Annotated in this window: 15 protein-coding genes and 1 pseudogene; 5 read left to right on the top strand and 11 right to left on the bottom strand. The window is 72.4% G+C overall.

Going from position 1 to position 20342, the window contains the following annotated elements:
• Window positions 1-109 precede the first annotated feature (109 nt).
• The 4 genes and pseudogenes from AB5L52_RS03120 to AB5L52_RS03105 all read right to left on the bottom strand — a co-directional run bounded on the left by AB5L52_RS03120 (window position 110) and on the right by AB5L52_RS03105 (window position 6067).
• Complete coding sequence (locus AB5L52_RS03120; protein ID WP_351032015.1) at window positions 110-1324, bottom strand: carbohydrate-binding protein; 1215 nt, start codon at window positions 1322-1324, stop codon at window positions 110-112.
• Between the two features lie 226 nt (window positions 1325-1550).
• Window positions 1551-3593 (bottom strand): annotated as a pseudogene (locus AB5L52_RS03115) (TIM-barrel domain-containing protein); the annotation flags it as partial.
• A gap of 731 nt (window positions 3594-4324) precedes the next feature.
• Complete coding sequence (locus AB5L52_RS03110; protein WP_369362546.1) at window positions 4325-5233, bottom strand: SDR family NAD(P)-dependent oxidoreductase; 909 nt, start codon at window positions 5231-5233, stop codon at window positions 4325-4327.
• 78 nt (window positions 5234-5311) lie between these two features.
• On the bottom strand, window positions 5312-6067 hold the full coding sequence (locus AB5L52_RS03105; RefSeq protein ID WP_369362545.1) for an SDR family oxidoreductase: 756 nt from the start codon (window positions 6065-6067) through the stop codon (window positions 5312-5314).
• 143 nt (window positions 6068-6210) lie between these two features.
• On the opposite strand from AB5L52_RS03105, the gene AB5L52_RS03100 reads away from it, so the two are divergent.
• From AB5L52_RS03100 to AB5L52_RS03090, 3 genes are all read left to right on the top strand, one after another.
• A complete protein-coding gene (locus AB5L52_RS03100; RefSeq protein WP_369362544.1) occupies window positions 6211-7083 on the top strand; it encodes a helix-turn-helix transcriptional regulator in 873 nt (290 codons plus the stop codon).
• 277 nt (window positions 7084-7360) lie between these two features.
• Window positions 7361-8488 (top strand): GNAT family N-acetyltransferase, encoded by a 1128-nt coding sequence (locus AB5L52_RS03095; RefSeq protein ID WP_351572367.1) that lies wholly within the window; start codon window positions 7361-7363, stop codon window positions 8486-8488.
• Window positions 8489-8594: 106 nt separating this feature from the next.
• Complete coding sequence (locus tag AB5L52_RS03090) at window positions 8595-11228, top strand: glycosyl hydrolase (protein WP_369362542.1); 2634 nt, start codon at window positions 8595-8597, stop codon at window positions 11226-11228.
• A gap of 57 nt (window positions 11229-11285) precedes the next feature.
• Here the strand turns inward: AB5L52_RS03090 and AB5L52_RS03085 are convergent, their stop codons facing one another.
• The 5 genes from AB5L52_RS03085 to AB5L52_RS03065 all read right to left on the bottom strand — a co-directional run bounded on the left by AB5L52_RS03085 (window position 11286) and on the right by AB5L52_RS03065 (window position 16431).
• Window positions 11286-12035: an ABC transporter ATP-binding protein gene (locus AB5L52_RS03085; protein ID WP_369362541.1), complete on the bottom strand. Its 750-nt coding sequence runs from the start codon at window positions 12033-12035 to the stop codon at window positions 11286-11288.
• A gap of 3 nt (window positions 12036-12038) precedes the next feature.
• Window positions 12039-13646 (bottom strand): benzoylformate decarboxylase, encoded by a 1608-nt coding sequence (gene mdlC / locus AB5L52_RS03080; RefSeq protein ID WP_351572358.1) that lies wholly within the window; start codon window positions 13644-13646, stop codon window positions 12039-12041.
• Complete coding sequence (locus AB5L52_RS03075) at window positions 13643-14599, bottom strand: ABC transporter permease (RefSeq protein WP_369362540.1); 957 nt, start codon at window positions 14597-14599, stop codon at window positions 13643-13645. The genes mdlC and AB5L52_RS03075 overlap by 4 nt, the downstream gene beginning before the upstream one ends.
• Complete coding sequence (locus AB5L52_RS03070) at window positions 14596-15396, bottom strand: ABC transporter permease (RefSeq protein WP_369362539.1); 801 nt, start codon at window positions 15394-15396, stop codon at window positions 14596-14598. Before AB5L52_RS03070 ends, AB5L52_RS03075 begins: the two co-directional genes overlap by 4 nt.
• A 66-nt stretch (window positions 15397-15462) precedes the next feature.
• On the bottom strand, window positions 15463-16431 hold the full coding sequence (locus tag AB5L52_RS03065) for an ABC transporter substrate-binding protein (protein WP_351572351.1): 969 nt from the start codon (window positions 16429-16431) through the stop codon (window positions 15463-15465).
• 583 nt (window positions 16432-17014) lie between these two features.
• On the opposite strand from AB5L52_RS03065, the gene AB5L52_RS03060 reads away from it, so the two are divergent.
• On the top strand, window positions 17015-17440 hold the full coding sequence (locus AB5L52_RS03060; protein WP_369362537.1) for a DUF1932 domain-containing protein: 426 nt from the start codon (window positions 17015-17017) through the stop codon (window positions 17438-17440).
• A 14-nt stretch (window positions 17441-17454) separates the two neighbouring features.
• Here the strand turns inward: AB5L52_RS03060 and AB5L52_RS03055 are convergent, their stop codons facing one another.
• Window positions 17455-18462 carry a Ppx/GppA family phosphatase gene (locus AB5L52_RS03055; protein WP_369362536.1) on the bottom strand — a complete coding sequence of 336 codons (1008 nt, stop codon included), beginning with the start codon at window positions 18460-18462 and terminating at the stop codon, window positions 17455-17457.
• A gap of 80 nt (window positions 18463-18542) precedes the next feature.
• Window positions 18543-18866, bottom strand: coding sequence for a ribosomal protein L7/L12 (locus AB5L52_RS03050; RefSeq protein WP_351572344.1), 324 nt, complete (start codon window positions 18864-18866; stop codon window positions 18543-18545).
• 129 nt (window positions 18867-18995) lie between these two features.
• On the opposite strand from AB5L52_RS03050, the gene AB5L52_RS03045 reads away from it, so the two are divergent.
• Window positions 18996-20162: an FAD-dependent oxidoreductase gene (locus AB5L52_RS03045; RefSeq protein WP_369368800.1), complete on the top strand. Its 1167-nt coding sequence runs from the start codon at window positions 18996-18998 to the stop codon at window positions 20160-20162.
• Window positions 20163-20342: the final 180 nt, after the last annotated feature.

Raw genomic sequence — 20342 nt, 5'->3', positions numbered from 1 at the left:
GGACCGGACGTCGGACCGAAGGATGCGTTCATGTTCATGAACGCTGAACGCATCCTTGGTCGCCGATGACCCGAGAAGCTAGAGGTCTGAACCAGACACGTCAAGAGGTTCAGCAGGCGCCCTCGTCCTGCCACGGCCCCCATTGCGAGGCGCCGGGCACCTCGTTCTGGGTCCACCACTTGGCCTTCCAGTTGTGCTTGTTGTACGAGGCCTCGTCGCCGGCCGTGTACACCGCCGAGGCGCTCCAGGCGGCCTTGCAGGAGGTGGGAGTGGGTGTCGGCGTCGGTGTGGGGGTCGGGGTGGTGCTCGGCGGGGTGGCTCCCGCGAACTTCACCGAGTACTTGGCGAAGTCCCAGTCGCTCTGCGCCACGCTGGAGCAAGTCCCGGATGTACGACCGCCGTTGTCCGGCGGGCTGCACTGGCGGTCGCGGTTCAGGGACCAGAAGGTGAACCGGTCCATGTTGTGGCTCGTCGCGTAGTCCAGCACGGTCTGGAAGTCGGCCTGGGTGAAGATCTCGCCCGTGTCGCTGCGGCCGTTCATGCCGGAGAAGCCCTCGTGGGCGTAGGCGGTGGCCTGGTCCCAGCCGAAGGTCGACTGCAGGATCGAGTTGAAGTTGGTCAGCGCGCCGGTCTGGCTCGCGGCCCCGTTGAACCCGCCGTCGAACGGCATGATGGAGAAGTTGTTCGGGGTGAAGCCCTGGGACTTGGCCTCCAGCAGCATCTGCTTGCCGAACCAGCCGGTGCCGTCCGCGGTGCCGGCCGTCGTCACGGAGACGTAGAGGCCGGGGTTGTTCTGCTGGAGGATCTTGGCGGCGCCGATCTCGTTGTGGATCGCCGCCGTGTTCTCGTACTCCGGCTCCTCCAGGTCGAAGTCGATGGCGTGCAGCCCGTACTTGGTGATGACCTGCTGGTAGGCCGCCGCCGTGGATGCGGCGTCCGCGCAGGCCTGGCCGAGCTTCGTGCCACCGTAGCCGCCGATCGAGACCGACACGTCACCGCCCTTGGCGCGGATCGTGTTGATCATCGACTGTACGGCCGTGTCGGATTCGACGGACGCGGTGCCGCCCCAAGTGGGCGAGCAGCCGCCGCCGTTGGGGGCGAGGATGAAGGCCAGCTGGAAGGCCTTGAGGCCGGTGGCGTCCATGATGACGCCCGGGTTCGGCGGGTCGTTGTCCAGTGGCATCAGATAGGGGGCGGCGGCGTACCACCGGTTGCCGAGTGCGGTGGTCGCGCCCGAGGCGTTGCTCGCGACGAGCGCGGTGGTGCCCGCGGCGGCCAGTGTGACGGCCGCCGCCGCGCCCAGACATGCCCGAAGACGTCTCACTGCGTGCCTCCAGAGGGTGGGGTGGGGAGGTCCCCAGGGCAGGGGAGCCCCACCCTCCGGGAGCTGTTGCGGTCACGTCAATGAGTTGGACTAGACCAACCCACTCTTTGGACTAGACCATACGATTCCTTTACCTCTCGTCGACCAGGCGCACGGTGAACCCGCGGTCGAGCGGCAGACTCGGCGTGGTGATCGTCGTGATGTGCGTGCCCGGGTCGAACGACCACGCGGAGTCGGGCAGTTGGCGGCCGTCGAGCAGGACGCGTGCGGGCGCCGCGGCACCGTGCACGGTGAACCGGTACGAGCGGGCGTCCACCTTGCCGGCGTAGTCACCCTTGCCGGCGCCCACCGAGGCGGTCGTGCCGCCATCGTCGGCGCGCACGGACACGCGCTGGGTCGCTGCCGCGCCCTTCGCGAAGTCGCGGGTCGTCCCGTCGTCCTCGTAGAGCGTGTAGCGGCTTGTGCCGTGGGTCGCCGGATACAGGTCCCAGTCCAGCTCATGCCGGTCCCGGGTCTGCCAACTCGTCGTCTCCTTCGGCCACATGGGCACGATCGCGCCCGCGCGCACGAACAGCGGGAGCGTGTCGAGCGGGGCGTGATAGCCGTTGATCGTGGTCGGGCCCTGGTAGGTGCGGCCGGTCCAGTAGTCGGTCCAGGTGCCCTTCGGCAGATAGATGCCGTCGCGGGTGTCGGAGTCCTGGTAGACCGGGGCGACGAGGAAGTCGGGCCCGGACAGGAACTCGTACTTCGCCTGATCGGAAAGCGTGCCCGGATCGTCCGGGTACTCCAGCCACAGCGGACGCACCGCGCCCACCCCGGTCTTCGCGGCCTCGGCGGACAGGGTGTACATGTACGGCAGCAGCCGTTCCTTCAGCTGAAGGTACTTGCGGTTGATCGAGGTGTACGGCTCGCCGTCGAGCCACGGCTGCTGGTCGGCGGGCTTGCCGGTGGTGAGGTCGCTCGCCCAGCCGTCCATGGTCATGATGGCCGGTAGGAACGCCTTCCACTGCAGGTCGCGGGCGTACATCTTGGCATCGTGGCGGTAGATGCTGCCCACGTCGCCGGTGTTGTAGGCGATGCCGGACATGGTCGCCCCGGCGTAGGTCGGGATCTGCCAGCGGATGTAGTCCCAGGACAGCTTCTGGTCGCCGCTCCACAGCACCCCGCAGCGCTGGGCGCCCGCCCAGGACACCGGCAGCCAGACGAAACCGCGCGCGTCGCTGTTGTCCTCGATGCCCTTCTTGGCGGCGTCGCAGGCGTCCAGCGCGAACTTGTAGCCGTTGCCGACCCAGGCCACGTCCAGCTTGGCCACCCGCTGGCCCGCCTTGACCTGGCCGGCGAGTTTGTCGATGCCGTCCTGGGTCCACAGGCCGAGCTGGGCGTGGTGGTCCTGCAGGCCCTTGGCGGTCTGCTCCAGGTTCTCGTATCCGCAGCCGTAGCCGTCGTTGACCAGCATCCAGCCGAGCGGCATCTGGTGCTCGGTGTACCCGTCGGCGATCTTCAGCGCGTCCAGGGTGTGCCGCTCGCCCCGGTTGGCGTTGTGCAGGTAGCAGTCGGAGTCGCCGGGTTCGAGGCCGTACACCGGTGGCATGAACGGCTTGCCCGTCAACTGCGTGTACTTGTCGATGACGTGCTTGGCATCACCGAGGAAGTAGTAGGCGTCCAGGCGCCGTTCCTGCTGTCCCGTGGTGACCGGCGAGCCGAAGGTGTACACGCCCGGTGCGAAGGTGTTGCGGAAGACGCCGTAGCCCGCGCTGGAGAGGTAGAAGGGCTGGGAGTTGTTGTAGCCGCCCTCGTTCCAGTCGAAGCTGTTGGACACATACATCGTCCGGTCGCGGTGCGAGAAGCTGCCGTTCTGCTCGCCGCCGCCGAAGAACTGCTCGTCCGTGCCTCGGGTGAGGCTCTGCCGCATCCCGCCGGTCGACCAGCGCAGTGGCTTGTCCTCCTGCCAGATCCGGGTGCGGTTGTCGGGTTTGTACAGCCCGAAGCGCAGCGGCTTCTTGTACACGCGCAGCACGGCCTGCGGGGAGCGGATGCCGTAGTAGTCGCCCGCGTCGAAGGACGAGGTGTGCCGCTGGAGAGCGGGCTCCTTGCGGACGATCGCGGTCCCCGCGGGGTCGCTGAGCGAACCGGACGGGTCGGCCTGGAGACGCAGTTGGCCATCCGTCAGAAAGTCGGCCTGTGCCGTCAGCTGACCGGCCCTGACGGTGTAGCTCCCGTCGCCGCCCGAGAAGGACGTGAGGTCGCCGGCGTCCGTGGTCGCGGGCAGATACGCGGTGCCCGTGAAGGAGTTGCCGTGCACGTCGTACGGCACGACCAGCACGTGGTACGTCCCCGACGCCCGCGGGATGACCGTGGCTTCCGGGTCGGCGGTGCCCGCGCTGGACGCCACCTGCTTGCCGTGGTCGTCGTACACGTACAGGTCGAAGTCGTCGGAGGGCTTCTCCCACTTGACCGACAGCGGGACGCCGCCCTCGGGGTTGTCGTCCCAGTAGCCCTCCGGTACCGAGACCGTCAAGTCGAAGCGGTCGCAGACCTTGTTGTCGGGGTCGGCGGCGGCGCCGGGACAGCTCTCGGTGCCGCCGCCGGTGCCCTTGGCGTAGACCGGGCTCTGCCAGCTGACGTTGCTGTGAGCGGGGTCGAGTACGGCGCCGGAGGCGGTGGCGGCGGCCTGGGCGGGCGCCGGGCCGGTGAGCACGGTGGCCGCCAGGGCTGCCGCCAGCCCCAGCGGTACCCAGGCCGGCCACGGCACGCGGTGTCGCAGTCTTCGCGGTCTTGGCACTCTTCGCACGGCGGAACAGCTCCCCTCGCAGCACTGCGGACTGACTGTTCTTGCGGTTCTTGCTCGGATGCGCTCGAAAGGAGCGTCAATCGAGCAACTTCACGCACGAAGACTCGGGGTTGGCGCAGGTTCATGTCAAGAGCCGGGACCTTGGCGGCTCATGACGTCACTGTCCTCCTTCGCGAACGGCATGGTGATGCTCCTTGACTGACGGTGTGTCAGAGAGAGCTGCCCGTGGTGAGCAGGTCGTCGAGGCCGGCCCGGCGGAAGAAGTCGGCGCGGATCCGGTCGGCCACCGCCGAGACGACCTCGCTGCCGTCACGGGCGGGATCGACATGGGTGCGCAGCGGGCGGCGGCCGGCGGGCAGCTCCACCAGCCGTACGACAGCCCGGGCCACGTCCGCCGCGTCCGCGTCCGGCGGGATCAGTGCCGCGAGCCGCTCGTCCAGCCCGGACAGCAGGGCGCCGTAGCGCTCGTCGTAGGCGGCCGCGCGCCCGGTGTCGGCGGGGGTGCCGGCATGCAGGAAGTGGTTCGTGCCGGAGGTGAAGGCGCCCGGCACGACGATCGCGGTGTCGATCCCGAACCGGACCAGCTCACCGGCGTAACTGACCGCCAGCGCGTCCAGTGCCGCCTTCGCCGCGAAGTACGGCCCCAGGAACGGCGGGCACCCGCCGCGTGTGCTGGAGCTGCCGATCCACACCAGCAGTCCTTCCCCGCGCTCCCGCAGACGGGGCAGCACGGCCCGGTTCACCCGCTGGGCGCCCAGGACGTTGACGTCGTACAGGTCCGCCAGCTGCCCGGGGGTGAACGCCTCGGCGGGCCCGGTGACCATGTGGCCCGCGTTGTGGACCACCACGTCCAGCCGGCCCTCGGCGGCCAGCACCCGGGCCACGGCCGCATCCGCGGAGTCCTGGGAGGTGACGTCCAGCTCGACGGCGTGCAGGGCGACGCCGAGCCCGGCCGCGTACCGGTCCAGGGCCGCCACGGCGGGCGCGTTGCGGCCGGTCGTCTGCCGGATGCCCGCGTAGACGGTGTGCCCGGCGTCGGCGAGGGCGCGCACGGTCAGCGCGCCGAAGCCGCTGGAGGCACCGGTGACCAGGATCGTTCGACGAGTGTCGGGATGCATGATTCCTCCCTGGGAGCGGGCGGTGGCGGGATGGCGACGGTGGTGTCGCGGTCGGCGGTGTGTGCGAGGGGCGCGGCGTCAGACGATGCCGCCGTTGGCGCGCACGACCTGGCCGTTGACCCAGCGGCCGGCGGGGGAGGCGAGGAGCGCCACCACCTCGGCGATGTCCGCGGGCGTGCCGAGGCGCTCCAGCGGCGGCTGCGCCGCGAGACGCACAATGGTCTCCTCGTCCTTGCCGTCCAGGAACAGATCGGTGGCCGTGGGCCCGGGGGCCACGGCGTTCACGGTGACGTCCCGGCCGCGGAGCTCGCGGGCCAGCACCGGGGTCAGCGCCTCGACCGCGCCCTTGCTCGCGGAGTAGGCGCCGTACTCCGGGAACGCCAGGGCCACCACCGACGTGGAGAAGGCGACGAACGAGCCGCCCCGGCGCAGGGTGCGCGCCGCCTCCCGGGCGACCACGAAGGTGCCGCGGATGTTGGTGCGGTGCAGCGCGTCCAGCTCCGCGAGCTCCAGCTCGGCGATCGGCGCGAGATACATCCGGCCCGCCGCGTGCACCACGACGTCCACTCCGCCGAACTCCGCGGCGGCCGTACCGAACAACTCGGCGACCTGCCGTTCGTCGGCGACATCGGCGCGCACGGCGACCGCGCGGCCGCCGGCCGCGGTGACCTCCTCGACGGCGGCCTCGGCCAGGTCGCGGTTGCCCGCGTACCCGATCACGATGGCGCAGCCCTCGGCGGCGAGCCGGCTCACGGTCGCCCGGCCGATGCCGCGCGAGCCTCCGGTGACGACGGCGACACGGGGTGCCGAGGGGGTGGTTGCTTCGGTGGACATGAGATCTCCCGTCGCTCAGGGCGGCGTGGTGCCCGGTGGGTGACCCCACCCTGGGCCGCCGTACCGGAGCCGGCCACGGCTGCGCTCACCCGGGGGTCGGCAACCCCTGGCTACGGCCGCCCCGAGACGCGACGATGGACGGCGTGAACCATGCCGAACTGGCCGCCTTCCTGAAGTCCCGGCGCGACCGGGTCCGCCCCGCCGACGTCGGCTTGCCCACGGGCCCCCGCCGCCGGGTGCCGGGCCTGCGGCGCGAGGAGGTGGCCCAGCTGGCCGGGCTGTCCGCCGATTACTACACCGAACTGGAGCGGGGCCGCGGCGTCCAGCCCTCCACACAGGTGCTGGGCGCCCTCGCCCGCGCCCTGCGGCTCGGCGGCGACGAACGCGACCACCTCTTCCATCTCGCCGACCGCCCCCGGCCGCCCGCCGCGAGCGGACCCGCCGCGCTCGTCCAGCCCGCCCTGCTCGGCCTGCTGGACCGGCTCACCACGACCCCCGCCCAGGTCATCACCGACCTGCACGAGCCCCTCGCGCAGAACCCCCTCGCCGTGGCGCTGCTCGGCGCGATGCCGCCCGGACGCGGGCCCGAGCGGAGCTTCGTGTACCGCTGGTTCACCGACCCCGACGCCCGCGGTCTGTACCCGGCCGAGGACCACCCGCACCACTCCCGCGTCTTCACCGCCGACCTCCAGGCGGTCGCGGCCCGGCGCGCCAAGGACACCGACGTCAACCGGCTGGTGGCCGCGCTGCGCCGGCGCAGCGCGGAGTTCGCCGAGCTGTGGGAGCGGCGGGAGGTGGCTCTGCGCCGCACCGACCACAAGCGGATCGTGCACCCCTCGCTCGGCGTCATCGAGTTGGACTGCCACAGCCTGTTCAGCGAGGACGGCCGCCAGCGGCTGCTGTGGTTCAGCGCCCCGCCCGGCACCGAGGGAGCCGCCCAGCTCGAACTGCTGTCGGTGATCGGCACACAGGATCTGGGCGCCCCGGCGGACGAGCCGGGGCCGCGGTCCCGCTGAGGTGCCGGGGAGTTGTCACCGATGTCGGCAGACCCGTGGCGAACCGTCCGCTGCCTGAGGCACCCTTGACGGCGTGCGTACTGTTTCGGGAGGTTTGGGCAGTGGCGCACGGAGGGGATTTTCCGCGCACATCGGAACCAGTGGCAGGACGCGCCCGGCGCGTCATGGGGGGAGCGATCGCCCATGCGATCCATCAGCCATGATCCACACGCTTCACCGACCCGGACCGGCTCCGGCACACCGCTCGTGGAGCCGGCGGAAGGGCGGTCGAACTGACGTGGAGATCACCATCCACAGACCCGGCGAGCTGACGCCCGAGCTGCGCGGAGCCTGGCACCGCGCGATGGACGAGTCGCCCGAGTACGCCAATCCCTTCCTCGCCCCGGAGTTCGCGATCGGCGTCGGCCGGTACCGGGCCGGGGCGCGGGTGGCGGTTCTGCACGAGAAAGGGGTGCCCGCGGGCTTCTTCGCGTACGAGCGGGGGCCGTTCGGCACCGGGCGGGCCATCGGGCTCGGGCTGTCCGACTGCCAGGCGCTCGTGCACCGGCCCGGAGTCACGTGGGACGCCGGGGAACTGCTGCGGGCCTGCGGGCTCAGCATCTTCGAGTTCGACCATCTGGTCCAGGAACAACGGCCGTTCGCGCCGCACATCACGGGCACCTTCGCCTCACCGGTGATCGATGTGAAGCCCGGCGACGGCGGCTATCCGGAGTGGCTGCGCGGCACCTATCCGGGACTGGCCAAGACGACCCTGAAGAAGGAACGGCGGCTCGGCCGGGACATCGGTGAGGTGCGGTTCGTCTTCGACGAGCGCGACCCGGAGGTGCTGCACACGCTCATGCGGTGGAAGTCCGCCCAGTACCGCAGGACCGGCCGCATGGACCGGTTCGCCCGGCCCTGGATCGTCGCTCTGGTCGACCATCTCTTCCGGGTCCAGGAGGAGCATTTCACCGGAGTGCTGTCCGTGCTGTACGCGGGCGACCGGCCGGTCGCGGCCCACTTCGGCCCCCGTTCGAGCACGGTGCTGGCGGCCTGGTTCACCGCCTACGACCCCGAACTGCACTACTACTCACCGGGGTTGATGATGCATCTGCGGACCGCCGAGGCGGCCGCCCGGGCCGGGGTGACCCTGGTCGACCTGGGCCGCGGCGACAAGGAGTACAAGGACTGGCTCAAGACCCGCGAACTGCGGGTCGCCGAGGGCTTCGCCGCCCGCGCCCATCCGGTGGCGCTGGCCCAGCGGCTCTGGCGCCGGCCGGTCCGCGGACTGCGCAACACCGTGCTGGCCCACCCCGGGCTGCGAGATCCGGCCGACCAACTGCTCAAGGCAGTGGGCCGGTTCCGCACCCAGGGCGTGCCGGCGGGTTCCCCGGTCGCCGGGAAGAACCACGTCCCGGAGCGGTAGCTACTGGCAGGTTCTCGTCAAAATTTCGCCAAGCGGCGGACGTTTTCGCGCCAGAGTGGTCGGGTCTCCTGCGTCGGCAGTGTCGATGCATCCCGGGAGGTCCCTGGTGTCCGTACCAACCCGCAGAAGACGGTGGTTCACGCTGTGCGCGCTCACCGCTTCCGCCGCTCTCGTCGCGATCCCCCCGTCCGCCGCCTCCGGGCGCTCGTCGAGTCCCTTCGGCGTCCGTGAGCTCGGTCGACTCGCCAAGGAACGCGAGCAGTCGGTGGGCGCCATGTCCCCGCACACGGCGGCGGGCGACGGCAACGAGGCGGACGAGATCGCCGAGGGCGCGGACCAGTACGCCGAGGCCCGCACCTCACCCGGCGTCGTCGCACCGGGCGCCTACGGCGCCGCCTGGCACGACCTCACCAACCTCAGCAGCACGGGCGGCAGTTGGCGCAACATCACCGACCTGCCGTACAACTCCGACGACCCCCGCTACCGCGACATCGACTCCAACTCCAGCGGCGGCGGCGGAAACGTCACCGGGCGGATGGCGGCGGTGGCCGCCGACGACGACGGCTACGTCTACGCGGGCAGTGCCGGCGGCGGAGTGTGGCGCTCGGGCACCGGCGGCGGCCACTGGCAGCCCATCAGCGACCGGCTGCCCGCCCAGTCCACCGGCGCGCTCGCCCTCGACGGCGCGGGCCGGCTGTGGCTGGCCACCGGCGAGGCCACCACCAACTCCGACGCCTATGCCGGCAGCGGCGTCTACGTCCTCACCCACCCGCACCACGGCACCTTCTCCGCCCGCAGCCGGGTCGGCGGCGCCGAGCTGGAGAGCACCACCATCCACGAGCTGCGCTTCGCCGGCGACACGGTGTGGGCGGCCACCAGCAAGGGTGTATGGAGCCACTCCACCGAGCGCCTGGACGGGCCGTGGAAGCTGGAGTTCGCGCCCAACCCCGACTACCTGCCGGGCGGTTCGAAGGCGGGCGACCCGAGCGCGCCGTACAAGAACATCGCCAACGACATCGCCATCGACCCCACGGACCCCGCCAAGGTGGTCCTCGCCGTCGGCTGGCGCGGCGGCGACGACTACAACGGCTTCTACACCAAGGCGGGCGGCACCTGGACCCGGATCACCAGCGGCCTCGGTGATCTGCCGGCCGACGCCGCCGACGTCGGCAACGTCACCTTCGCCCGCTCCGCCGACGGCTCCCGCTACTACGCCATCGACCAGTCCCCACAGCAGCTGAGCACCAACCCGGACAGCGGCCTGGAGGGCATCTACGTCGCCAAGTCCGGCTCGCCGGCCGGGCCCTGGACGAAGATCGCCGACTACAAGGGCCTGGCCGCCGACAACTCCGCGCTGACCACGGCCGGTTACATGCCCGGTGTCCAGGCCTGGTACAATCAGTTCCTCGCCGTGGACCCGAGCGACGCGCAGCACGTGTACGCCGGTCTGGAGGAGGTCTACGAGACCAAGGACGGCGGCGGCGCCTGGTCCACCGTAGGTCCGTACTGGAACTTCCCCTTCTCCTGCTGGAGCATCGACCCGTCCCGGCAGACCGGCGCCTGCAGCCAGACCACCCACTCCGACCAGCACGGCGTCGCGATCGGCCGCTACCACGGCAAGAGCTTCGTGTACGTCGGCAACGACGGCGGCGTCTACAAACGCCCGGTGAACGGCGCCCAGGACGCCTCCGGGCACGCCACCGACTGGACGTCCCTGAACGACGGCACCATCGACACCCTGCAGTACTACTCCGTCGGCATCGGCCGGGACCTCGACCACGGCGGGCTCTCCGTCACCGGCGGCCTCCAGGACAACGGCCAGTCCATCCTGCGGAGCAACGACACCGTGATGGGCTCCAACTTCGGCGGCGACGGCGGCGACACGCTCACCGATCCGGCCAACGGCTGCAACATCGCCCAGGAGTACGTCTACCTCGCCGTCCAGGTCACCCAGAACTGCGCTGTGAACAACGGCAGTTGGAGCACGGACGCGACCAAGGCCACCTCGTACGCCGTCGCCCCGCCCGACAACGCCACCAGTGAGGCCCGCTTCATCGCCCCGCTCGCCACGGACATGAAGAACGGCGACACCTGGATCGCCGGAGGGCGCCACATCTGGGTCCAGACACACGGCTACGCCATCCGCAGCGGCTCCGAGTGGACCAGCGTGCACGACCTCGGCAAGGGGCGTACCGCGACCGCCGTGGCCGCGTCCGGCGGCAGGATCTACGCCGCCTGGTGCGGCCCCTGCAACAACCAGGGCTTCGCCCGCGGCATCGCCGTCGGCAACGCGGACGGCACCGGCTGGCACGACATCAGCCTGCCCGCCGACGGGACCGTGCCCAACCGCTACCTCAGCGGCTTCGCCGTCGACCCGGACAACGCCGACCACGTCTTCCTCGCCGTCAACGGCTTCTCCCGGCACTGGACCGAGGGCCCCGGCGCCGGCGTCGGCCATGTCTTCGAGTCCACCGACGGCGGCACCACCTGGAAGGACATCTCGGCCAACCTGCCCGACGTGCCCACCGACTCCGCCCTGGTCACGGCGGACGGCGGCCTCGCCGTCGCCACCGACCTCGGCGTCGTCTACCGCGCGCCGGGCCGCACCGCCTGGCAGCGCATCGGCCGCCTGCCGGCCGTCGCGGTCCTCCAGCTCAAGGCGAGCCCCGACGGCGGCACGCTGTACGCCGCCACACACGGCCGGGGCATCTACACCGTGAAGGTGTGCGACCTGCGCTGACCGCCGCAGCACACCGCAGGGGTGGCCCCTGAGAAACCGGGGTCACCCCTCCCCGCACTACGTCCCGCGCACTGCCCGGCCCACCTCCGTGCGCAGCGCCACGAACCCCGGCAGGCTCCGCGTGGTGATCTGGTCGCGTTCGCCCGGCAGATCGACCGTGAGGTCCCGGACGACGCGGGAGCCGGGGCCGCGGGAGAGGACGACGACGCGGTCGCCGACGTACACGCTCTCGTCGATGTCGTGGGTGACGAACACGATGGTCGTGCCGTCGGCGCGATGGACCTCCAGGAGCAGGTCCTCCAGATCCTCCCGGGTACCGGCGTCCAGCGAGCCGAACGGCTCGTCCATGAGCATCAGGGAGGGCCGGCAGACCAGGGCACGGGCGATGGCGACCCGCTGCTGCATGCCGCCGGACAGCTCCCCGGGACGGCGCCGGGCGACCCCGCGCAGCCCGACGCGTTCCAGGATCGTGTCGGCCTCGGCGCGGCGGGCGGCGCGCCCGAGGCCCCGGCGGCGCAGCGGCAGGGCCACGTTGTCGCGAACGGTGAGCCAGGGCAGCAACGAGCGGCCGTACTCCTGGAAGACCACCGCGAGCCGCTCCGGCACACCGGTCACCGGCGTCCCGTCGACCGTGACTGTGCCCTCCTGCGCGGGCAGCAGCCCGGCGATGGTCCGCAGCAGGGTGGACTTGCCGCAGCCCGAGGGCCCCACCACGCTGAGGAGTTGCCCGTCGGGCACGGTGAGGCTGATGCCGTCCAGGACGTGCTGGTCGCCGAAGTGCCGGCTGACGGAGTCGAGGCGCAGCATCCCTCACCCGGCCCAGGGTTCGTACAGGGTGCCCGCGCTGCCGGTGACCCGCAGGTGCAGCAGGAAGGGGCCCGCGTCGTCGCCGCGCCCCAGTGCGTGGTCCAGTGCGGCCGGCAGTTCCCCGGCGTGCTCGGCGCGGGCCGCCGGGCAGCCGAAGGACTCCGCGAGCGCCGCGAAGTCGATGCCGGCGATGTCCGTACCGGGCAGGGACGCGATGCCGATCCGGCGGCCGAGCGCGCGGACGGCCGCGTAACCGCCGTTGTCCAGCAGGACGTAGGTGACCGGAGCCGCGTGCCGGGCCGCGCTCCACAGTGCCTGCACCGAGTACAGCGCCGAACCGTCGCCGACCACGCACACCACCCGGCGCCGGTCGGCGAGCGCCCGGCCGACCGCGAGCGGCAGGCCCCAGCCGAGCGCCCCGCTGCCCGTGGTCAGGAAGCCTCCGCTCAGCTCGATGGGCACGCGCGCGTGCAGCGTGTCACGGTGGCTCGGCGCCTCCTCGACGAGGACCCGGTCGTGCGGCAGCCGGGCGCGCAGCAGGTCGAAGAAAAGCTCCGGGGTGATGTGCCCCTCGGCGCGGGCCGGGACGGGACCGGGCCTGGGCGGCGGCGGATCGCGGTCGGACTCCTTCAGCAACGAGGTGAGCCGGGCCAGCGCGGGCCGCAGAGTGGTGACGAGGCTGGTCCCGGTGGGCAGCCAGGCGGCCTGGCCGGGGTCGCAGTCCAGGTGGAACAGCTCGGTGCCGGGCGCGAGCGGCGGTCCCTCGTCCGCCACGTGGTACGTGAACACCGGTGCCCCGAGGGCGACCACCACGTCGTACGGGGCGAGGCGCGCGGCCAGTTGACGGGCGACCGGCGGCAGGAACCCCTGGAACAGCGGGTGCGACTCCGGGAAGCCGGAGCGGCCGGAGAGCGGGCTGATCCACACCCCGGCCCGGATCCGCTCGGCCAGCGCCCGCACCGGCTCCAGCGCGTCCTCGTCGTCCACGCCCGGGCCCACCACCAGCGCCGGGCGCGCACAGTCGGCCAGCCGCCCGGCGAGCGCGGCGAGGGCGTCCGGGTCGGCCGTGAACGCCGAGTGCACCGTGCGGGGTACGACGGGCTCGGTCGGCCGGTCCCAGTCGTCCTCGGGCACGGACACGAACACCGGGCCGCGCGGATGCGTCATCGCGAGCCGGTGCGCCTCGGCGAGCACGGCCGGGACATCCTCGGCCCGCTCCGGCTGACGGGCCGACTTCACGTACGGGCGCGGGAACACGGCCGGTTCGTCGGCGCCCAGGAACGGCCGCAGCTGGATCAGCGAGCGCGCCTGCTGCCCCGCCACGATCACCAGCGGCACCCGGTCCCGGAAGGCGTTGAACACCGCGCCGAGCGCGTGCCCCACCCCGCCGGCCGAGTGCAGGCTGACGAAGGCGGCACTCCGGGTGCCGAGGGCATGACCGGCCGCCATGCCGACGGCGACGGACTCCTGCAGGCCCAGCACATAGGTGAAGTCGTCCGGCCAGTCCCGGAACATCCGCAGCTCCGTGGAGCCCGGATTGCCGAAGACCGTGGTCATACCGGTGTCGTGCAACAGCCGTACGACCGCGTCCCGGACCGTGGTCGTCGTCATGCCGTCCTCCCTCGGGACGTCCGTGGGCCGACGAGCCGTTTCTCGACCGCCAGCAGACCGGTGTTGAGGAGATACCCGAGCGCGCCGAGCAGCAGCAGTGACGACCACACGGTGAGCAGGTCGGAGCGGGTCTGGGCGTCGGTGAGCGTGAAGCCGATGCCGTTGTCGCTGCCCGGCAGCAGCTCCGAGAACACCATCAGGATCAGGGACAGCGACAGACTGAGCCGGAGCCCCGCGAAGATCCGGGGCAGCGCCGACGGCAGGATCAGGAACCACAGCCGTTCGGGCGCCGTCAGCCGCAGCACGGCCGTCACTTCCAGCCGCAGCGGATCGGTGGCCCTGGCGCCCTCGGCCGAGTTCACCAGTACCGGCCATACGGCGCTGAACGCGATCGACGCCACCTGCATCGGCGTACCGAAGTCGAAGACGACGACGAACACCGGCACCAGCGCGGGCGGCGGCACGGCCCGCGCGAACTGCAGCACCGGGTCGCACAGTGCGTATGCCACCCGGGAGCAGCCCATGGCGATCCCCAGGGCGACCCCGGCAACGGCGGCGAGCGCGAACCCGGCCGCCATCCGGCCGAGGCTCGGCAGGATGGTGTCGACGGCGGCCGGGGTGAGGAACAGATGGCCGACGGGCCCCGAGAACCACAGGTCACGGGCGTGCCGGGCGATGCGCAGCGGCGGCGGGAAGTAGACGCTGTTCTGCGCACGGGCGGCCAGCTCCCAGCAGACCACGGCGAGGAGGAGCACCGCCCAGCGCAGGAGGAAGGGGACGGCGGTGGCGCGGGGCGCACCGGCCGCGGATCCGGGCCGCCACCCGTTGCCGAGAGCCGGCCTGTTGCCCGGCATCCAGCTGTTGCCCTGCACCCGGCCGTTGCCCTGCACCCGCCCCTCGCCCTGCGTCCGACTGCTGCCCGGTGTCTCCCCGTAGCCCTGTGTCTCCGTCACGGCCTGCCCCGCTCCGGCGTCCGTGGCTCCGGGCGGGATTCCCGCGCCCAGGCGAACAACCGCCGCTCCGCACCGACCAGTACGCCGTTGATCACCAGCCCGAGAGCGCCCGCCCACACCACCCCGGCCAGTACATCCCGGGTGCCGTCCGGATCCGTCTGGGCCTGGGCGATGAAGATGCCGAGGCCCTGGCCGAAGCCGGAGAGCAGCTCCGTCGCGACGGCGAGGATCAGGGCGACCGCGGCCGAGATCCGCACCCCGGCGGCGATGAACGGGGCGGTCGCCGGCAACTCCACCCGCAGCAGCACCGCGAGCCGCCCGAACCCGAAGGCGCGCAGGGTGTCCTTGGCCAGCGGGTCGGTCTCGCCGAGGCCGTAGACGGTGTTGAACAGCACCGGCCACAGCGAGGCGTAGGCGATCAGCGTCACCTCCGTCTCCGTGCCGGATCCGAGCAGCAGCGACACCAGCGGGATCAGCGCGACGGACGGCAGCGGCCGCAGAAACTCGATCACCGCGCGTACGGCGGCCTCCACGACGGGCACCGCGCCCAGCAGCAGCCCCAGCGGCACGGCGATCGCGCAGGCGAGCCCGAGCCCCAGCGCCCACGCCCGCAGCGTCGCCCCGATCCCGTCGAGAAAGGCCGGGTCGGCCGCCAACCGGGCGGCGCGGGCGAGGACTTCGGAGGCAGGCGGCAGATAGCCGCGCCGCACGATCCCCGCCCGGGAGACCGCCTCGCAGACCCCGAAGGCCGTCGCCGCGCCGAGCAGGCCGAGGGGCAGGTCCTGACGCCGTCTCATGTCCCCCGTGTCATTTCGTCCATGTCACTTCGTCTATGCCACTTCGTCTATGTCACTTCGGTCGGGTCATTTCACCAGCAGGGGCGTCGGATCGATGTCCTTCTTCAGCAGCCCCTGGGCGCGCATGAGCCGCACGAGGCGGCGCAGCACGGCCGGGTCGGCGGTCGTCGGATAGGTGGGCAGATGGATCGATGTGGCCTGGTCGGCGCTCACCTTGGCGTACTTCGGCAGCTCCGTGCGCACCGCTCCCGGATCCGCGGCGGCGAGCTTGGCGGCCGCCTCCACGGCACGCCGGAAGCCCTCGGCCGCCTTCGGGTGCTTCTTCACGAAGTCGGCCGTGGTGACGTAGCCGCTGGCCGGCAGGCCCAGTGCCGGTCCCGACCCGCCGTCCAGCAGCACCCGCGCGCCCAACTCGCCCTGGATCGCGGTGTCGAAGGGCTCGACCGCGTGGGCGGCGTCCACCTGGCCCTTCTCCAGGGCGGGCCCCATCTGCGGGAACAGGATCTGCCGGTAGACGGGCCGCTTCGCGCCCTGGGCGTCGAGGATCGCGTTCAGGGTCAGGGACTGGATGTTGTTGAGGACGGCGACGGCGACCTTCTTGCCGGCGAGGTCCGCGGGCGACTTGAGGGCGGAGTCCTTGGGCACGAGGACGTCCATCATGTGCGGCGCGATCCGGACGCCCTCGGCGAGGATGCGCAGGTCCAGGGTGCCCTTCTCGTACGCCTGCAGGTACGTGACGTAGTTCGCGCTCGCGATCACGCTCACCTGGCCCTTGAGCAGCGCGGGCAGCGCCTGGATGCTCTGCTGCACCGGCTGGATGCGCACGTCCAGGCCCTCCTTGGCGAACAGCCCGCGGTCCCGGGCGAGATAGAGGGCGGCCGAGTCGGTGAGCGGCAGCGCCGCGACGGTCAGCTGCTCGCGGCCGTCGCCGGAGGACGAGGTGCCGCCGCTGTCGCAGCCCACGAGGACCAGCGCCGCCGCGGCCACGAGGGCGGCAAGCCGTTGTGTTCCCGAACGTGATCGACGTAATGCCATACCGGCATGACTACCCTCCCTTTGTCATGATCGCTACAGATCGGGTCGGGATTTCGGGGTCTTTGGAGAAATACGCATCGAGAGCTCGCGAGCCGTGCGAACGAGGCGGCGGGCAGGGCGCGTTAGGGTCGCCGTATGGGTCGGCGAGACGTGCGGGACGCGCGGGACGTGGGGATCGTGCACCCCGGCGCGATGGGCGCGCGGGTGGCGGCGCAGGCGGTGGCCGCGGGGGCGCGGGTGTGGTGGGCGCCGGAGGGACGTTCGGCCGGCACCCGGCGACGGGCGGCCGAGGCCGGACTGCGCGGTGCCGCGGACCTGACGGAGCTGGCGGAGCGCTGCGAGACCGTCCTCAGCGTGTGCCCGCCGGCTGCCGCGCTCGACGTCGCGGCGAGCGTGGCGGCGGCCGGGTTCCGGGGCGTGTACGTCGACGCCAACGCGGTCGGTCCCCAACGGATGGGCGAGATCGGCGCGTTGTTCGCAGGCAGTGCGGCGACGCTCGTGGACGGGGGCATCACCGGCCCGCCGCCCCGCACCACCGGGACCACCCGCCTACCTCTCGGGCGAGCCGGACGCGGTCGCGGCCGTGTCCGCCCTCTTCGACGGCACCCTGCTCACCCCGCATCCCCTGACCGGCCCGGTCGGGCGGGCCTCGGCGCTCAAGCTGTCCTTCGCCGCCTACAACAAGATCTCCTACGCCCTCGCCGCGCACGCCTCCGCCCTGGCCGATGCCCATGACGTCCTCGACGAACTGCGGGACCTGGCCGCCCAGGCGCTTGCCGGCACGCCCCTCGCCGATCCGCGGCGACTGGCGACCGCCGGCCCGCGCGCCTGGCGCTGGGAGCCGGAGATGCGGGAGATCGCACAGGCCTGTGAAGAAGCGGGCCTGCCGGGGGACTTCGCGCGGGCCGCGGTTCGGACGTTCGGGCGCTGGGACGAGCACAAGGACGACCGGACGGTGACCGGTGACCGGCTCATCGCTGATCTCCGGGAGGACCTGCGGGACGAGTGAGGCACCGTGGCCGGTCAAGCCGGTGGGCCGGCGATGCGGAGCGGGGCCTTGGGGGCCGGCGGTGCGGAGCCGGCGGGGTTCGTGACGTCCGTCCACCAGGACCCGCCGTCCTCGATGTAGCGGAGCAGCACGCCCTCGCGGATCGCCCACGGGCAGACGACGGCACCGGGCAGTCCCATGAGCTTCAGCGCCGTGTGGCCGACGACCGCTCCGGCCAGGCTCTGCGCGGCGCGCGGCGCGGAGATCCCGGGCAGCTGGGCACGCTCGGCGGCGGGCAACGCGCCAAGGGTACGGACGGCCTCGCGCAGCTCCCGGCAGCGCAACTCCCGCCGCACGAACGGGCCGTGCCGCCCGGGCGCCGCCCCACACAGCCGGGCCAGCTGCTGGAACGTACGAGAGCTGACCGCGGCGGTGCGCGGCCGTTCCCAGCGGATCCGCGACGCCACGTCCCGCAGCTCATGGCGGATCCTGCGGCGAAGCTCCTTCAGCTCCTCCGGCCCCGGCGGGTCCTGGACGCCCAGGTACTCCCGCGTGAGCCGGCTCGCGCCGAGCGGCAGGGCGGCGGCGAAATCGGGCAGCCGGCCCCGCCCGAAGGCCACGTCCAGCGAGCCGCCGCCGATGTCGAGCACCGCGAGCGGGCCGGCTTGCCAGCCCAACCAGCGCCGGGCCGCGAGAAAGGTCAGCTCCGCCTCGGTCTCACCCGGCAGGGTGCACAGACGGATCCCGGTGCCGGCCGCCACCCGGCACAGCACCTCCTGCCGGTTCGGGGCACCGCGCACCACCGTGGTCGCGAAGGCCAGCGGCCCCGGCGCATGCCACCGCCGGGCCGTCGCCCCGGCCGCGGCCACCGCCTGAACCAACCGCTCCACCGCCTCGTCGGCGATGGTGCCGTCCGCACCGATGTGTTCGGACAGGCGCAGCTTCCACTTGACGGTGTGCACCGGCAGCGGAACGCCGCCCTCCACATCCGCGATCACCAACCGAACCGTGTTCGACCCCGCGTCCACCACACTCACCCGCATGGCCGGGACGTACCCACATTCCCGCCAAGAACCCGTCAGGCGGACGGCAGGGTGTGCACGGCGCCCGGTCGGCGCGCCTGTCAGGGACGGCTCGCGGGGCAGTCGGCGGGGGACCAGGCGCGAGCCGCGCACGGGCCGGGGTCCAGCGGACGCCCCTGCGGCGGCACGGTGCGCGCACAGGACCCGCACACGACGTCGGCCTCGGCCCCGGCCGCCCGGAGCCGTCCCGCGGCCCTGTCGGCCGCCTCGAACCAGGTCGCCCCGACCACGGGCACCGGGACGGCCGCGCACCACCGCGCACAGTGCCAGGCACTCAGACCGGTGACGGTCCGCAGCACTTGGACCACGTCCATCCGGCGCTCCCCGACACCCGTGAGCACCACCGCGAACGGCGGCTCCTCCATCCGGCACCCCCTCGACTTCCGCACGGGCCTGTCCGGATTCCGGCCCCAGGCCGTCCGTGAGCCCGTCTCCTGCCTTTAGATGGTCATCACCACTGTCGGCACGAGGAGTGGCATGTGAGCGGGACGGATCTGACGAGGGTACTGGTCGTCGGCGGCGGTATCGCGGGGACCGCGGCCGCGCTCGGGCTGCGCAAGGCTGGATTCGACGTCACCGTGTACGAGGCGCACCCCGACATGGCCGAGGACATCGGGGCCTTCCTGACCCTGGCGAGCAATGGCATGCGCGCCCTGGCCCAGCTCGACGCGACGGACGCCGTGACGGCCGCCGGTTTTCCGCTGACTTCGCTGCGGCTCCTCGACCACGAGGGAACCGAGCTGACCCATGTTCCGCTCGGCGAGGTGGCCGACCCCGCACTGCGCTACCGCTGTCTGCGCCGCGGCGAGCTGAACGCGGCCCTGCAGGGCGAGGCGGAGCGGCGCGGCATCCGGCTGCGCCACGGCGCCCGTCTGGTCGCCGTCACGAACGGCCCGCACGGCGTCACCGCCCGGTTCGCCGACGGCGGCGTGACCCACGCGGACCTGCTCGTCGGCGCCGACGGGCTCAACTCCACCGTGCGCCGCACCCTCACCCCCGGTGTACGGCCCGCATACGCGGGCCAGCGGGTCTTCTACGGCTACTCCGGCACCGCCCCCGGCATGGACGGCACCGGCGTCATCACCATGGTCCGGGGCAGCGAGAGCGGGTTCGGGTACACGGTGTCGCCGGCCGGGCAGACGTACTGGTTCGCCCGGGTGAACACGGAACCCCTGCCCGCGGGCCCGGCCGCGCACCACGCCCCGTGGCGCGAGGAGCTGCTGCCGCTGCTGCGCAAGGACGCCACACCCGCCGCGGACATCGTGGCCGCCTCCGAGGGCCCCGTCATGGTCACCAACGCCACCGAGATGCCGCTCGGCACGGTGTGGCGGCACGGGCGCATCCTGCTCATCGGCGACGCGGCCCACGCGGCCTCCCCGGCGACCGGCCAGGGCGCCTCCATGGCCCTGGAGGACGCCGTCGTCCTCGCCAAGGCGCTGCGCGACCTGCCCGACCCGCCGGCCGCGTTCACCGCCTACGAACGGCACCGCCGGTCCCGGGTCGAGCACAACATCACCGTCAGCGGCGGCATCTCCCGCGGCAGCCGCAATCCGTCCCGCCCGGGCCCCGTCGCGGCCCGTCCCACGGAGCCGGACGAGACCCTGATCCGCCAACTGGCCTGGGACAGCCCGCTGTCCGCCGTACCCTCCGAGGAGCCCTGACCGGCGCCCACGAGCGGGCGCGCGCGGGCGCGCGTGCCACACGGCGGACGTACACGCAGGCAAGCGCCCCACCAGCGGACGTACGCGCGCGAAAGTGCAAGAGGCGGTGCACTGGAGTCCATTGCCGGGGAAACCGCCGGAGCCGGATCGTTCCGTGCAACCGGCCCTTCGGCAACAAGG

Origin of the sequence: Streptomyces sp. CG4 (genome assembly GCF_041080655.1) — a bacterium.
Classification (GTDB): domain Bacteria; phylum Actinomycetota; class Actinomycetes; order Streptomycetales; family Streptomycetaceae; genus Streptomyces.
Note: the sequence above shows the minus strand (reverse complement) of the source record. Positions and strands in the feature narration are given on the sequence as shown.